General features: G+C 64.9%; 14 protein-coding genes and 2 other RNA genes. 8 read left to right on the forward strand and 8 right to left on the reverse strand.

The features are described 5' to 3' along the window. Positions 1 to 365 precede the first annotated feature (365 nt). Positions 366 to 1,253 carry an NmrA family NAD(P)-binding protein gene (locus ACCQ09_RS01670; RefSeq protein WP_040940423.1) on the reverse strand — a complete coding sequence of 296 codons (888 nt, stop codon included), beginning with the start codon at positions 1,251 to 1,253 and terminating at the stop codon, positions 366 to 368. 136 nt (positions 1,254 to 1,389) lie between these two features. On the opposite strand from ACCQ09_RS01670, the gene ACCQ09_RS01675 reads away from it, so the two are divergent. The 4 genes from ACCQ09_RS01675 to ACCQ09_RS01690 all read left to right on the forward strand — a co-directional run bounded on the left by ACCQ09_RS01675 (position 1,390) and on the right by ACCQ09_RS01690 (position 5,097). Continuing rightward, positions 1,390 to 1,818 carry a winged helix-turn-helix transcriptional regulator gene (locus ACCQ09_RS01675; RefSeq protein WP_040940424.1) on the forward strand — a complete coding sequence of 143 codons (429 nt, stop codon included), beginning with the start codon at positions 1,390 to 1,392 and terminating at the stop codon, positions 1,816 to 1,818. Between the two features lie 671 nt (positions 1,819 to 2,489). Further along, positions 2,490 to 2,990: a hypothetical protein gene (locus tag ACCQ09_RS01680; protein ID WP_011035578.1), complete on the forward strand. Its 501-nt coding sequence runs from the start codon at positions 2,490 to 2,492 to the stop codon at positions 2,988 to 2,990. Further along, a complete protein-coding gene (locus ACCQ09_RS01685; protein ID WP_228428452.1) occupies positions 2,987 to 3,820 on the forward strand; it encodes a hypothetical protein in 834 nt (277 codons plus the stop codon). The genes ACCQ09_RS01680 and ACCQ09_RS01685 overlap by 4 nt, the downstream gene beginning before the upstream one ends. Next, complete coding sequence (locus ACCQ09_RS01690; RefSeq protein WP_228428453.1) at positions 3,817 to 5,097, forward strand: methyl-accepting chemotaxis protein; 1,281 nt, start codon at positions 3,817 to 3,819, stop codon at positions 5,095 to 5,097. The genes ACCQ09_RS01685 and ACCQ09_RS01690 overlap by 4 nt, the downstream gene beginning before the upstream one ends. A 19-nt stretch (positions 5,098 to 5,116) precedes the next feature. Here the strand turns inward: ACCQ09_RS01690 and ACCQ09_RS01695 are convergent, their stop codons facing one another. The 3 genes from ACCQ09_RS01695 to ACCQ09_RS01705 form a co-directional block, all read right to left on the reverse strand. Then, positions 5,117 to 5,305 carry a methyltransferase family protein gene (locus ACCQ09_RS01695; protein ID WP_230309655.1) on the reverse strand — a complete coding sequence of 63 codons (189 nt, stop codon included), beginning with the start codon at positions 5,303 to 5,305 and terminating at the stop codon, positions 5,117 to 5,119. Between the two features lie 356 nt (positions 5,306 to 5,661). Next, on the reverse strand, positions 5,662 to 6,039 hold the full coding sequence (locus tag ACCQ09_RS01700) for a YfeK family protein (protein WP_040940426.1): 378 nt from the start codon (positions 6,037 to 6,039) through the stop codon (positions 5,662 to 5,664). 242 nt (positions 6,040 to 6,281) lie between these two features. Further along, a complete protein-coding gene (locus tag ACCQ09_RS01705; RefSeq protein ID WP_228428455.1) occupies positions 6,282 to 6,512 on the reverse strand; it encodes a VOC family protein in 231 nt (76 codons plus the stop codon). A 287-nt stretch (positions 6,513 to 6,799) separates the two neighbouring features. Between ACCQ09_RS01705 and ACCQ09_RS01710 the strand changes: the two genes are divergently transcribed. After that, positions 6,800 to 7,932 (forward strand): IS3-like element IS476 family transposase gene (locus ACCQ09_RS01710; protein ID WP_087942069.1). Its coding sequence is split into 2 segments (ribosomal slippage): positions 6,800 to 7,055 and positions 7,055 to 7,932, totalling 1,134 coding nucleotides; the frame shifts between segments, so codons are not numbered across the junction. A gap of 688 nt (positions 7,933 to 8,620) precedes the next feature. On the opposite strand, the gene ACCQ09_RS01715 is transcribed toward ACCQ09_RS01710, so the two are convergent. Next, a complete protein-coding gene (locus ACCQ09_RS01715; protein ID WP_040940429.1) occupies positions 8,621 to 8,869 on the reverse strand; it encodes a hypothetical protein in 249 nt (82 codons plus the stop codon). A gap of 229 nt (positions 8,870 to 9,098) precedes the next feature. On the opposite strand from ACCQ09_RS01715, the gene ACCQ09_RS01720 reads away from it, so the two are divergent. Beyond that, entirely contained in the window at positions 9,099 to 10,082 is a 984-nt protein-coding gene (locus ACCQ09_RS01720; protein ID WP_040940430.1) for an integron integrase, read from the forward strand. A 72-nt stretch (positions 10,083 to 10,154) separates the two neighbouring features. Further along, positions 10,155 to 10,227, forward strand: a non-coding RNA gene (locus ACCQ09_RS01725) — sX9 sRNA. A gap of 121 nt (positions 10,228 to 10,348) precedes the next feature. Here ACCQ09_RS01725 and ilvD read toward each other — a convergent pair. Together ilvD and ACCQ09_RS01735 are read right to left on the reverse strand one after the other, a co-directional pair. After that, a complete protein-coding gene (gene ilvD, locus ACCQ09_RS01730) occupies positions 10,349 to 12,187 on the reverse strand; it encodes a dihydroxy-acid dehydratase (protein WP_040940431.1) in 1,839 nt (612 codons plus the stop codon). 260 nt (positions 12,188 to 12,447) lie between these two features. Beyond that, positions 12,448 to 12,522: non-coding RNA, sX9 sRNA (locus ACCQ09_RS01735), on the reverse strand. 76 nt (positions 12,523 to 12,598) lie between these two features. On the opposite strand from ACCQ09_RS01735, the gene ACCQ09_RS01740 reads away from it, so the two are divergent. Beyond that, positions 12,599 to 12,865, forward strand: coding sequence for a YkgJ family cysteine cluster protein (locus tag ACCQ09_RS01740; protein WP_075287592.1), 267 nt, complete (start codon positions 12,599 to 12,601; stop codon positions 12,863 to 12,865). 401 nt (positions 12,866 to 13,266) lie between these two features. Here ACCQ09_RS01740 and ACCQ09_RS01745 read toward each other — a convergent pair whose 3' ends face one another. Next, positions 13,267 to 14,163 carry a DUF2167 domain-containing protein gene (locus ACCQ09_RS01745; RefSeq protein WP_040942203.1) on the reverse strand — a complete coding sequence of 299 codons (897 nt, stop codon included), beginning with the start codon at positions 14,161 to 14,163 and terminating at the stop codon, positions 13,267 to 13,269. Positions 14,164 to 14,192 lie beyond the last annotated feature (29 nt).

A 14,192-nucleotide genomic window follows, 5' to 3' on the forward strand; every position in this document is an offset into this window, starting at 1 on the left:
CGCAGGGATGCCCGTCCGGTACCGCGCGGCTATCGGAAGCGGGGCCTTTGTTTCGGTGGTGACGTTCTGCGTCTCGGAGCCAAGGATCTCCGCACGACACCATGGCGACCAAGCCTGCACGCCATCGGCAGCGACCGGAGTTGTGTTCCTTCCGCATCGGGCGCAGCAGCGACTCAAGCCACATTCGTTTCAGTCGGCGCGACAGGCGCAGCACAGCCATGCCGCCATGCCGGCAGCTGGGCGCCGCCTGCCTGGCGCCCTTCTGGCCGAGTGACCGGTGCGTTCGCTCCGGCTGCGTTGGCGGCAACTGGTCTCCGCCGGGCCCACCCACCGTTCGCAGGACCTGCCTGCGAACGGTGCGGGGATCAACCCGCCGGTTGCGCCGCCAACGCAGCGGCAATGGTGTCGCGCAGCGGGGTGGTGGGGCGGCCGATCAGCTTGCTCAAGGTGCGGCTGTCGTCGAACAGGCTGCCGCCGCCTGCGGACGCCGAGCACTGCGCCAGCACCTGGGCGAAGCCGGCCGGCAGCCCGGCCTGGGCCAGGGCCGCGGCATAGTCCGCCTCTGGCATGTCGTGGTAGGCCACCGGCTTGCCCGCCTGCTGCGCCAGCTCGGCGGCGTAGTCGGCCATGCTGAAGGCCTGATCGCTTGCCAGCTCGTAGATGCGTCCGGCCTGCGGTTCGGCGGAGGCCAGTACTGCCGCCGCAGCGGCCGCGTAGTCGGCACGGGTTGCCGCGCTGATCCTGCCATCGCCAGAGCTGCCGATTACCGCGCCGTGCGCCAGTTCCGGGCCGATCGAGCCGGTGTAGTTCTCGGTGTACCAACCGTTACGCAGCAGCACGTGCGGCACGCCGCTGTCGCGCAGCAGTGCTTCGGTGGTCACGTGCTCGCCGGCCAGCGAGAGCGTGCTGGTGTCCGCACGCAGCACGCTGGTGTAGGCGAGCAGGCCCACGCCGGCACGCTTGGCGGCCTCGATCACGTTGCGGTGCTGCTCCACGCGCGCGCCCACCGCGTTGGAGGACACCAGCAGGACCGTGCCGACCCCGGCGAAAGCGGCGTCCAGCGAGGCCGGGTCGGCGTAATCGGCGCGACGTACGCTGATGTCGCGTTTTGCGAATGCCGACAGTGACGCGGTCTCGCGCGCGGTTGCTACGATGCGGCCGGCAGGCACACGCTCAAGCAACGCATCGACGATCAGCGCTCCCAGGTGTCCGCTGGCGCCGGTGACAAGAATCAGGGGGGAGGTGTGTGCCATGATGCGCTCCGTCAGGTATCGATAAGAGGTTTGGTCTAGTATTTAGACCGGAAGTCCAGCGAGCCTATTGTCGGGGTCGTCCCATCCTCCGCAAGGAGGCAGTTTTTTCTCCCCCTGGTTACCGTGAGATGCCCCTGTGAATGTGATTGCCCTGTTTCCGCCGCCGCCGTCCCTGGAAGGGCCGTTCGACGCCACCAAGTGCCCGGTGCGCGATGTGCTCGACCAGATCGGCGACAAGTGGACCTTGTTGATCCTGCTCACGCTGATCCCTGGCCCGTCCCGTTTCAGCGCCATCCAGCGCGCCGTGCCGGATATCTCCAAACGCATGCTCACCCAGACCCTGCGCAACCTCGAGCGCAACGGCATGATCACCCGCAAGGTCTACGCGACCAAGCCGCCGAGCGTGGAGTATGCGTTGGCCAAGCTGGGCGTGGCGCTGCTCGGCCCGGTCTCGCAGCTGCTCAACTATGCCGGCGAACACCACGCCGACATCCGCACCGCACGTGAGCGTTTCGACCGGGCGCAGACCGCCGGCCTGATGGAAGCCAACGACCCGATCGCCTGACGCTGCGCGTTGCCGCGGTCACGGCGATCGCGGTGACCGCGGTGACCGCGGCAGCGTATGCGCGCGACGCTGGTGCACGCGTCAGGTCGCTCCTGCGATGCACCGGCATGCAAGGCGAACGTTGGACTGGGTGACTTAGGTGTTGGTCCTTCGATAGTGGGCTGCTGGGCGTGTATGCCTCAGCGCTCGTTTGGTCGCCTGCGGCAACGCCGCAGTCAGTCGGCTTCGCGCATCGTTCTGCATGCCGCTCATACCGCTCACACCGCTCTGACCGTGTGATGCCTTGTACTCGTTGCTGCTGCGCGCCGAGTGCTCGTCCTGGCGCGCAATCCTATGCGGTGGCGTATTGGCGCGGCCGCGACACCTGAGCGGATGGTTGTTGGCCCACTACAGGCACGGCCCAGGCAATCCAGTCGGGCCCACCACCGTTGCACGCGTCGGCAGCAGCGTTGCCGCACGCGCTGCCATCGGCCCGTGAAAACACACTCACAAAGGCGCGCGGCGACTAAACATCATGTTCTGGCTTGCACACCGGCCATCACCACAAACCGTTGCGCTGCAACGTGCAGCGTCATCCGCTATCGCAGCGATCAGAAATACCAATCGAAGCCGACTCAAGCGTAAGCGCCCAAGTCCGATAAGGCGACACCAGCCCGTCGGATTCAGCGCACATGTCCTTAGTCGGTTCCTCCTCACCCGCCGCCCGGCGTACCGCCGGCGTCGCCTTGCTGGCGCTGTGGTGCGGTTGGATCGCCGTTGCCTGGACCACGCCGCAGGCTGCTGCTGCCGGCGACGCCGCCAGCGCCTGGGCGCGCGTGCAGGCCAGCCTGCCGGCGCTGTCGACCGCACCAATGCTGGTCGGCGTCGTGGGTGCCTGCACCTGCGACGGCGCCGCCGATGCACGTGCCTGGGCGTTATTGAGCCAGGCGGTTCGCGCGCGCGGCGGGCGCGTCCAGCAGATCGATGTGCCGGCCCTGCATGGCAGCGGCTATGCGGTGTGGCTGCTCGGCGCCGATGGCCAGCCGCGCTATGCGGGCCCCGCGCAGGGCAGCGCGGTATGCGGGCGTGCCGGTGCGGCAGAGTGGCCGCGTTGGCTACCGCAGGTCCTGGCACGCCCGGCGGATGTCGCGCTGGTGGCACCGTGCGCCTGTGCTGCGGGGGTGTCGGCATGAGCAGCACCGCAACGCACGCACCCACCGCGCAGCTGGCCTCGGGCTACGCCAACCGGCTGGCGATCAAGGCCGACCGTCTCTTTCTCTGGCTCGCCACCTTACAGAGCGCTGGCTCGCTGGCGCTGGCCTGGTATCAGGGGCAGTGGACGCCCTTCCTGGCGGTCACGCTGCCCAGCCTGCTGCTGATGCTGTGGCAGGCGCGCTTCAATCCCGGCACGCGGCTGACCAGTGTGACCACCGCGCTGGTGCTGATGGCCTTGGTGGCTGCCACCATCCAGCAGGCACACGGGCTGGTGGAAATGCACTTCGGCGTCTTCGTGATCCTGGCGCTGCTGTTGTATTACCGCGACTGGCTGCCGGTGGTGGCAGCCGCCGCTGCGATTGCCGTGCACCACCTCGCGTTTTACTGGCTGCAGGCGCGTGGTCTGCCGGTGCAGGCCTTCAGTGCCGGCAGCGGGTTCGGCATCGTCGTGCTGCACGCCGGCTACGTGATTGTGGAAACCGCCTTCGTCTGCGTCATGGCCGTGCAACTGCGACGCCAGCTGGACGCGCTGGACCACGAAGCAGAGGCGCTGGCGCAGCTTGCCGACACGCTGGCCAAGGGCGACGCCTTGCCGCCTGCCATCATGCAGCAGCACTTTCGTGCCGGTTCGCTGGCGCAGGCGCTGGTGCGCATGAGCGCGCAGGTGCAGGAACGCATCACCACGCAACAGGAGCTGCTGCAGGAAAACCGCCGGATTCGCCTGGCACTGGATGCCTCGGCCATGGCTGTGCCATTGTCGACACGCAGGGCGATGCGATCTACCGCAATCACTCCTTCGCACAATTGAGCGCGCGCAGCGATGCACACACCGTGCAGCAGGCGCTTGCCGAGGCCGCACAGCGGCGTGCTGTCGAAAGTGGCGCAGGTGCGCGCGCGCTGGGCGCACTGCAGCTGCAGGAGAGCGTCACGCCCGTGCACGATCACGACGGCACGCCACTGGGCGTGGTGGTGGAATGGCAGGACCGCACCCAGTCCTTGTTGCTCGAAGCGCAACTGACCACCGTGATTGCGCAAGCCACCCGCGGCGAGCTCGGCGCGCGGCTGCATGGGCATGCGCACGACAGCACCTTGGGCCAGCTGGCCGAAGGCATCAATCGCTTTCTCGCGGTTACCGAAGACAGCTTGCAGGACATGCGGCGCATGCTGGCGGCACTGGCGCACGGCGACCTGTCGCAACGCATCAATCGCCCCTGCGAGGGCGTGTTCGACCACATGAAGCGCGATGCCAATGCCACGGCCGATGCGCTTGCCCGCATCATCGTGCAGATCCGCAGTTCCAGCGGCGCCATCAATGCGGCCACCGGCCACATCCTGCACGGCAACGACGCACTGGAGCAGCAGGTGCGGCGCCAATCGATCACGCTGGGCGAGGCGGCGCAACAGATGCAGGCCGTGCTTGGCACCATGCAGCAGCACAGTGCGCAGGCAGCCGATGCCGATGTGCTGGCTGCCGCCGCATCGGAAGCGGCACGTGCAGGCGGCGACACCATGGGCAAGGCGATGGGCACCATGCAACAGATGGAAGCCGCCTCGCGGCGTATCCAGGACATCATCGCCGTCATCGATGGGTTGGCCTTCCAGACCAACATCCTGGCGCTCAACGCTGCCGTGGAAGCGGCGCGTGCAGGCGACGAAGGTCGTGGCTTTGCGGTGGTGGCCAGCGAAGTACGCGCGCTGGCACTACGCTCCTCCACCGCCGCCAGCCAGATCAAGGCGTTGATCGGCGAGTCGGTGGCGCACGTTGAAGCAGGTGTGCAGCAAGTACGCAGCGCTGGTGCCGGCATGCAGCACATCGTGACCACCATTGGCCAGGTGAGCAGCACGCTGAGCACGATTGCGGTCGCCTCCGAGCAAGAGGCCGGCAGCATCGCGCAGGTGCATCAGACCTTGAGTCGCGTGGATATCGACATGCGCGACGGCGTGCTACGCATGCAGGAGGCCAGCACCGCCGCGCGTGCCATGGGCGACCATGCCGCACAGCTGGAAGATGCAGTGAGCCTTTTTGTGGAAGACGCAGCGCCCACAGCGCAGAGTGCTGCAAGACAGGCACGCCATGCCGCGTGAGCAACGCTGTGGTGGTCTATCACCAACGCGGCGTCACCCGGCAATACGCGGCGTAGGCGGGGCCAAACTGCGCCGCCAATGCGCGCTCCTCCGGCAGGACCTGGAGCCGCGTGATTGCCAGCACGTAGGCACCCACCAGAACCAGGGCGGCGTCCTGCTGCAGCGACACGATCCAGCCGCCCAGCAGCAGCGCATGGCCGAGATACATCGGGTTGCGGGTGTAGCGATGCAGGCCGTGGTTACCAGCTGTGTTGCACGCTGCGGCGCGAGCGGGTTGATCGTGGTCCCGGCGCTGGCAAATGTCAGCTTTGGAAGCACATTCAACGCGATGCCCCCGAGCACACAGGTGCCGGCCATCAACATCCGGCCCGGCAGCGGGAGCGCGATGCCCGGTAACAGCGCTGCCGTGCCGGCGGCGATCACGCCCAGCAGCACTAGCAGCACAGGCGGTGGAACGCGTGTTTCTAGCCGTTGCAGCATCCAGACGCTCTACCGTGCTCAGTGCCGCAGGGAAGCCGGCGGTGACATGCCTGCAATCTTGCGCGTCATCGCTCGGCCGAGGTATCAACTGCCGGAGGCCGGCGTGCCCTTGCGTAATGCGCGCAGCTTGCCGGTGAACCAGGATTGGCTCGGTACCGCCGCCGCCCCACCACATCGCACCTCGTACGGCTTGCCCGACATGCTGCTCTTGGTCGCAGCAAGTTCGATAAAGGATTCGGTGCTGGTGACCAGGCCCTTCTTCTGCAGGTAGTCGTACTTGCGTTGCAAATGCTCGCTGGCTTTGGGCGCGGAATACCACGACCCGTTGCGCGAGAACTCGCAGTTGGAGCTCTTCAACGCTGCGAACAGCTGGTTGATCTCCCGTGTCGTGGCAGGAGCCACGCCTTGCGCAAACGCCGATCCCGACACCAGCAAGCAGATGAGCCACATTTTATTCTTCATCGTGAATCCATTCGCCAAGCGTTGTTTCGGAAGATGCGAAGCATAGGCCAGAACAGCAGTACCAGTATCGCTTTGCAGTCGCTGTCGTGCAGCGGGACCTGTCCCATGGACGGCTGAATGATTGCGTGCGCCCAGAGCGAACGTTCCCGTGGCGTCGCATGGGCGAAGGTCACAACACCTTGCAGCACTGCGCCTCGACGCGACCGAAGCCTCGCCACTCTGATGCGCCGCTCGACCAATAGCTAGGCAACGCGTTCGCGCAGCTGGGAGACATTGCCTTCCGGGTCAACGTCATTACAGGCAACGAAGCCGGCGCCGCGCCACTGCGCTGGCAGAATCTCGCCGCCAAGCGCAGCTGCAAGCTCGGCGAGTTGCGTGATAACCGGGACGGTGAAAAAGAATTTGAGCGCGGTGTTCTCACGCCTGCTGGGCGGATCGGCGATGGCGATGGAGGCGGCGATTGCCTCAGGCACGGCATGGATGACAAGTTACCAGGCGCAGCTAAGCCAAAATTTAAGCCCAAGCCCGCTAATACCTTTGCCTGCCGCGACAGCAGAGACGCCGTAAGCAGATACGGCTCAGGGATCGGCTGGCGTATATCGCAGCAGATCGCTACCGACAAAGTAGTTGCCGTAGTACTCGTTCTTTCGAAGGCCGGGGTGTGACGCAAAGTCGATATAGGGTGCAGCGCAGTGTTGACCTGCCCCCACTGAGCCGTACCAGCTGAAGCTATAAAGTCCGTGAACCCAAGAGGACGGACATGAAGAAGAGCAGATTCAGCACCGAGCAGATCATCGGGTTTATCAAACAGGCCGACGCGGGCATGGCCGTGGCAGAGTTGTGCCGTCGGCATGGTTTCAGCCCGGCCAGCTTTTATCAGTGGCGGGCCAAGTACGGGGGGATGGAGGCCGACGAGGCCAAGCGGCTGAAAGAACTGGAGGTCCAGAACACTCGATTGAAGAAGTTGCTGGCCGAGGCGCACCTGGACATCGAAGCGCTGAAGGTTGGCTTCGGGGTAAAACGCTAGCCCCGCAACGCAAGCGCGAGGCAATCCGACGAATGCTCGAACACACCCCGTTGAGCGAGCGCCGGGCTTGCCGCCTTGCGGGGCTGTCCCGCGATGCTTTCCGCCACGCACCCGTGCCGACGCCAGCCACGCAGGCGCTGTCGGCGCGGCTGGTCGAGCTGGCCCAGACCCACCGCCGCTTCGGCTATCGCCGACTGCATGATTTGTTGCGCCCGGAGTTTCCATCCGTGAATCACAAAAAGATTTATCGCCTGTACGAGGAAGCCGAGCTGAAGGTGCGCAAACGGCGCAAGGCCAAGCGTCCGGTGGGTGAGCGGCAGAAACTGCTGGCGTCCTCCATGCCGAACGACACCTGGAGCATGGACTTCGTGTTCGATGCGCTGGCCAACGCACGCCGCATCAAGTGCCTGACCGTGGTCGACGACTTCACTCGCGAGAGCGTGGACATTGCCGTGGATCACGGCATCAGCGGGGCTTACGTAGTGCGCCTGCTCGATCAGGCGGCGTGTTTCCGTGGCTATCCACGCGCGGTCCGCACCGACAATGGCCCCGAGTTCACCAGTCGCGCCTTCATTGCCTGGACGCAGCAACATGGCATCGAGCACATCCTGATCGAGCCGGGTGCCCCCACGCAGAACGCCTACATCGAAAGCTTCAACGGCAAGTTCCGCGACGAGTGCCTCAACGAGCACTGGTTCACCTCGTTGGCACAAGCCCGGGACGTGATCGCAGACTGGCGACGCCACTACAACCAGATCAGGCCGCACAGCAGTTGTGGTCGCATCCCGCCGGCACAGTTCGCCGCCAACTACCGTACACAACAAGCCAACAACGCAGTACCCTTCAACCCCGGGCTTTATCAGTAATCACTGGTACGGACGATGGGGGCAGGTCACTTTGCACCTGCTGTGGCTCGTGGGACAAGACAAATTGAAGCTGCTCGATCTCGCGGCGCGCCGAGGAGAACAGGTTACGGCTTTGCTCCACGTGCATGAGCAACTCAGATTTATCTCTCTCAAATGCTAGTGTCGACTCGAGCTCATGCACAATGACGGAATGCGAGAAAGCTCTGTAGCTGATGTAGGCAGATGCCAAGCTGACAATGAGCGCGAGAACTGCGATGACATCGGAACTTCCCATAGCCCTCTAACGCTTGAATTAAGCCGAGTTGCGAAGCAACGTCGGCTTGAATGAGTTGTTAGGCAGTGAGTGGCCGCGAAGGTTGGATGGTGCAACCATGCTCCCCAGCACTGCCGCCTGGATCAAGTGTGCCACAGCTTGCGGGAGGGAGCTTGCACAGCGATGCAGCGGCGCGTGATGCCACCGAAACCAAGTGCAATGAGCGCAGCGCGGGAACGACGTGCCAAGACGAAGCGCCGAACTTACCCCAACCAGCAACGGTGATGACTGCTGTCCGGAGCCAACCGCATGCACGCCTGCCAACTCACCGGAGCGGCAACCGCCAACGCATTTGCTCCACCACGGCCTAACGCCTGAGTTAAGCCGAGTTGCGAAGCAACTTCGGCTTGAATGATTTGTTAGGCGGCTGATCCATTAATGGACGCCGCTGGGCGGACCAATGAGGGAGTCAATTCCCTCATCCCGAATAGTGCGCAACGCCTCGTCGAGTGCGGCCTGGTCCGTTGCGAATAGGTCATCCCAGACGGTGGAGTTGTTGAACTCATCAACAGCCTCAAGGGTCCAGTCGGTGTCGAGCCCGCGATAGATCTCTAGGCGAACAGTGCGGCCATCGGTCGTGACGGAGCGGCATAGGGGCGAGGTAACAAGCTGATAGCTGTCCATGAAAAGTCTCAGTTGCGATTGTCTCTGTTCATCTGCCTAACTACTATTGGACCGCCTAAAAGCGGTGTTGCGCCAAGTATCGACGAAGGCCGGATGGCTGGGAAGGGGGAATTCCTATTTCGTAATAGTGACTTGTCGGATAGCAGCCGACAATCTTGGCGTCGATGCTGCTTGCGTTATCCGACGTGTGAGCCGGCGTATGAGTTACACCCGTGACGATGCAGGCGTAATGACGCGTCTGACCCCCAAGCTGTTGGATCAAGTTCGTGGTCGGCTGCGGCTTCGCCACTACAGCCTGCGCACCGAGCAGGCGTATGTGGGCTGGATCCGGCGCTTCATCCTGGCCAACGGTAAACGGCATCCAGCGCAGATGGGGCAGGCAGAGGTCGAGGCGTTTCTCACCGACCTGGCGACGCGGGGCCAGGTGTCGGCCGGCACGCAGAATCAGGCGCTGGCGGCACTGCTGTTCCTGTATCGCGAGATCCTGGGCCTGGAGTTGCCCTGGATGGAGAACCTGGTGCGCGCCAAGCGACCGCGGCGCATTCCAGTGGTGCTCTCGGTCGAGGAGGTGACGCGCCTGCTGACGATGCTGGAGGGGGCGTGTCGGCTGATGGCGGGGCTGCTCTACGGCAGCGGGATGCGGTTGCTGGAATGCCTGCGGTTGCGGATCAAGGATGTGGACATGGTGCGTTGCGAGATCGTGGTGCGCGACGGAAAAGGCGGCAAGGATCGGCGGGTGCCGCTGCCGCGCAGCCTGCGAGGGGAATTAATGCAGCAGCGCGAGCGGGCGCTGCTGCTGCATGCCGCTGATCTCGCCGAGGGAGCAGGACAGGTGTTCCTGCCGCATGCGTTGGCGCGCAAGTATCCCACGGCCGATGTCGAGCCCGGCTGGCAGTATCTGTTCCCCGCCGCGCGTCGATCGGTGGATCCGCGCAGTGGCCGAGTTGGTCGGCATCACGTATCGGAGGAGATCCTCCAGCGTGCGGTACAGGCGGCACGGCGCCGTGCGGGGATCGACAAGCCGGCGACCTGCCACACCCTGCGGCATTCGTTCGCCACGCATCTGCTGGAGGCCGGCCACGATATCCGCACTGTGCAGGAGCTGTTGGGCCACAAGGATGTGGCAACCACGCAGATCTACACGCATGTGCTGGGGCGCGGAGCGTCGGCGGTGCGCAGCCCGCTGGATGGGCTGCATCTCAGCGGTGGGTGAGGTTGCCGCCAATAAGAGCAGCGATCAAAATGACTGCGCAGCCGCCAGGCGTGCGCGGCCGGTGCCCGGAGTCGGCATTCCCCGTACGCGCCGGTTCCGAGCGCTGTCCTCCCACCTGATGGCTGCTCGCTACGTTTTGTTAGCGGCTCTAAAAAGCCACCCCACGCTGGGTTTGCAGTCAGGCATCGGGAAGGAAGTCCCTTCCACCGTCCGATGCCGGGATACGACGAAGACCGCTAAATATCCGCGGTCTTCATCGCAATGCCTCAGCCGTCCAGCATCGCCTTGTCGCGTACCGCGCCCTTGTCCGCACTGGTCGCCAGCAACGCGTAAGCCTTCAGCGCGGTGGTGACTTTGCGTGGGCGCACTTCCACCGGCTTCCAGCCCTTGGCGTCCTGCTCGGTGCGGCGTGCGGCCAGTTCTTCGTCGGAGACGAGCAGGTCGATCGAGCGCTTGGGGATGTCGATGAGAATCTTGTCGCCGTTGCGCACCAGGCCGATCGCACCGCCTGCGGCGGCTTCCGGCGAGGCGTGGCCGATCGACAGGCCCGAGGTGCCGCCGGAGAAACGGCCGTCGGTGAGTAGTGCGCAGTGTTTGCCCAGGCCCTTGGATTTTAGGTAGCTGGTGGGGTAGAGCATCTCCTGCATGCCGGGGCCGCCCTTGGGGCCTTCGTAGCGGATCACCACCACATCGCCGGCTTTGACTTCATCGGCGAGGATGCCTTTTACCGCCGAATCCTGGCTCTCATACACGCGGGCAGTGCCTTCGAAGACGTGGATGGATTCGTCCACGCCGGCGGTCTTCACCACGCAGCCATCGCGCGCGATATTGCCGTACAGCACCGCCAGGCCGCCTTCCTGCGAGAACGCATGCGCAACATCGCGGATGCAGCCTTCGCTGCGATCGGTATCCAGCGTGTCCCAGCGCGTGGCCTGGCTAAACGCAATCTGCGTGGGAATGCCGGCCGGGCCGGCCTTGTAGAACGTATGCACCTTGTCGTCGTCGACCTGGGTGACATCCCATTGCGCGATGGCGTCGGCCAGGGTGCATGTGTGCACGGTGGCTGCATTGGTGTGCAGCAAGCCGCCACGTGCCAGTTCGCCGAGGATGGACATGATGCCGCCAGCACGGTGCACGTCTTCGATGTGGTACTTGGGCGTGTTCGGTGCCACCTTGCACAGCTGCGGCACACGCTTGGACAGGCGGTCGATATCGCGCATGCCGAACGGCACCTCGCCTTCCTGTGCGGCAGCCAGCAAATGCAGGATGGTGTTGGTGGAGCCGCCCATGGCGATGTCCAGCGTCATCGCGTTTTCGAACGCTTCGAAGGTGGCGATGCCGCGCGGCAGTGCGGTGGGGTCTTCGCCGCCGTACCAGCGATGGCACAGTTCCACCGCCACGCGCCCGGCGCGCAGGAACAGCTGCTCGCGGTCGGCGTGCGTGGCCACCACGGTGCCGTTGCCGGGCAATGAAAGACCCAGCGCTTCGGTGAGGCAGTTCATCGAGTTGGCGGTGAACATGCCCGAGCACGAGCCGCACGTGGGGCAGGCGCTGCGTTCGAACTCGGCGACTTCTTCATCGGAAGCGCTGTCGTCGGCGGCGATCACCATCGCGTCGATCAGATCCAGATTATGGTCGGCCAGTTTGGTCTTGCCGGCTTCCATCGGGCCGCCGGACACGAACACCGTCGGGATGTTGAGGCGCAAGGCGGCCATCAACATGCCGGGGGTGATCTTGTCGCAGTTGGAGATGCACACCAGCGCGTCGGCGCAATGCGCGTTGACCATGTACTCGACCGAGTCGGCGATGATCTCGCGGCTGGGCAGCGAGTACAGCATGCCGTCGTGGCCCATCGCGATACCGTCGTCCACGGCGATGGTGTCGAACTCCTTGGCTACTCCGCCGACACGTTCGATCTCACGTGCCACGAGTTGCCCAAGATCCTTCAGGTGCACATGCCCGGGAACGAACTGCGTGAACGAATTGGCGATGGCAATGATCGGCTTGTGGAAATCGCCATCCTTCATGCCGGTGGCGCGCCAGAGTGCGCGGGCGCCCGCCATGTTGCGGCCGTGGGTGGAGGTCTTGGAGCGGTATTCGGGCATGGCGGGATCGACAACGTGAGCGAGCGATGGCTGGCAATTAGACCGCGCCAGGACTGTTGCTGCTGCAACCGTCGCGGCGCGTTCTGGTGATCTCGCACGGTAGCACGCAGCTGCCGGGTGAACAGGCGGCCAAACGTGACTACGAACGGGGCGATGACATCAAACGTCGAGCACGCCATCCCGCTGCGCCAAACGGTTCATCCATGTGCAGCAATAGCGCAGGCACTCGCAACTGCGCGCGAGCGGCCGCGGTTTAGAGTGGCTAACAAAACGTAGCGAGCAGTTGTCAGGTGGGTGCGGACGGCGCGGAGGAACCGGAATGTACGTGGGTACATGAGGATTCCGAGCACCGGCCGCGCCCGCCTGGCGGCTGCGCAGTAGTTTTTTGATAGCTGCTCTTAGACTGTGCGCATGACCTCCACCCTTTCGTGCCGCTCCGGCTGTGCCGCGTGCTGCATTGCCCCGTCCATCAGTTCGCCGATTCCGGGCATGCCGCACGGCAAGCCGGCCGGTGTGCCGTGCGTGCAGCTGGATGCGCAGTGGGGCTGCCGCCTGTTCGGGCAGCCGAGCCGCCCGGCGGTCTGCGCCAGCCTGCGTCCTTCAGTGGAGATGTGCGGCAGCTCGCGGACGCAGGCGCTGGCGATGCTCGCCGCCCTGGAGCGCGCGACAGCGCCTTGAATGTAAGGCGCGTCGTGTTGCGCACGGCTGACTGGAGCGCCGCGCTGGAACTGCAGGGGTCGCTGCGGCTTAGCTGCGCCGCTTTGCGCGTTCCATGTCAATCCGGGCAATGCTTGCATCGGTTTGATCGACCGGCGCATCGCTCTGATGGACACGCCAACCTAGGCGCCGCATGCAGCGCGGCGTTGTTGCCGCATGCGTTGCATCCTCGCCGGGGCCGGGTGCGGTGACCAGGCAGCCTTCCTGGGCCTGCACTTGCACGGATGCCAGCCGGTCAGCCTGACCATTGCCGCACAGCGCAGTGCCACCAGCGACTATCGCGCTTCACAGCGCGGCAGGCGGGAAACATCTGCCAAGCCAAAAAGCCGATGGAGAATGGCGAAGCGGCGCCAGCCCCGCGTTCAACCGTTGCCGTTCGCCTTGCGACCGGCGAACACCCGCCTGATGCCGGCGCCCAGCGCCAGCACGCCGAACAACACCAGCTTCCAGCCCTTGGCCAGCAGCAGGCCCAGCTTGGCGAACAGCCCGGCCTTGGCCGCCAGGCCGCCGCCGATCAGGCCGGCCAGGCCATAGCTGGCAATCTTGTCGGTGGAGGGGTTGTGGTCGGCATAGCGCGCGCCCTGGTCGAACTCGGTCATCGGCAACAGCTGCTGCATGCCCTGGCGCACCTGGTCGAGCTGGCCGATGCCGGCGACGGCGTTGAGGCTGAGATAGCCGCTACGGCCCAGCACGCGGATGTCGTAGTTGAGCGTGTGCTGCTGGGCGCCGTCGAAGCGCAGCTCCTTGGCCCAGTAGAGCTTCTTGCTGCTGGCGTCGTAGCGCGGCGGTACCGCCCAGCCGAGCAGGTCGACCGTGCCGTAGCCCTGTTCACGCCGCGCAGCGTTGTCTTCGGCGGTGCCTTTCTGCATGTCGGCCAGCAGTTCGCTGTAGTCGATCTTGGCGGCATCCTCGTCGGACACATAGCCCTCATCGCTATAGGTCACCACCACCGCCCAGCTGTCTGGTGCATCCAGCGCAGGCGTGCGCGGCACGATCATGCCCAGCACGCTGTCGTCGGGCGGGTTGCCCCACAGCTGTTCGAGCACGCGGCGCGTGTCGGCCTTGTCCAGGTAACGGAAGGTCGGGTCCAGATCGAAATGCGCCTTGGCCTGCGGCACGGTGATGTGGCCGTCGCGGTACTGCAGCGCAGCCAGCACTTGCGCTTCGTCGACGGCGTCGGCCGGGATGGCGAACAGCAGCGGGCTTGCGACAAGCAGGCAAGCGGCCAGCAGGCCGCGCAGGACAACGGTGGTGTGCATGCAGGTCGAATCCATTCGATGGCAGCGTC

The sequence above is a fragment of the Xanthomonas sp. NCPPB 2586 genome, from assembly GCF_041475775.2.
Classification (GTDB): Bacteria; Pseudomonadota; Gammaproteobacteria; order Xanthomonadales; family Xanthomonadaceae; genus Xanthomonas; species Xanthomonas campestris.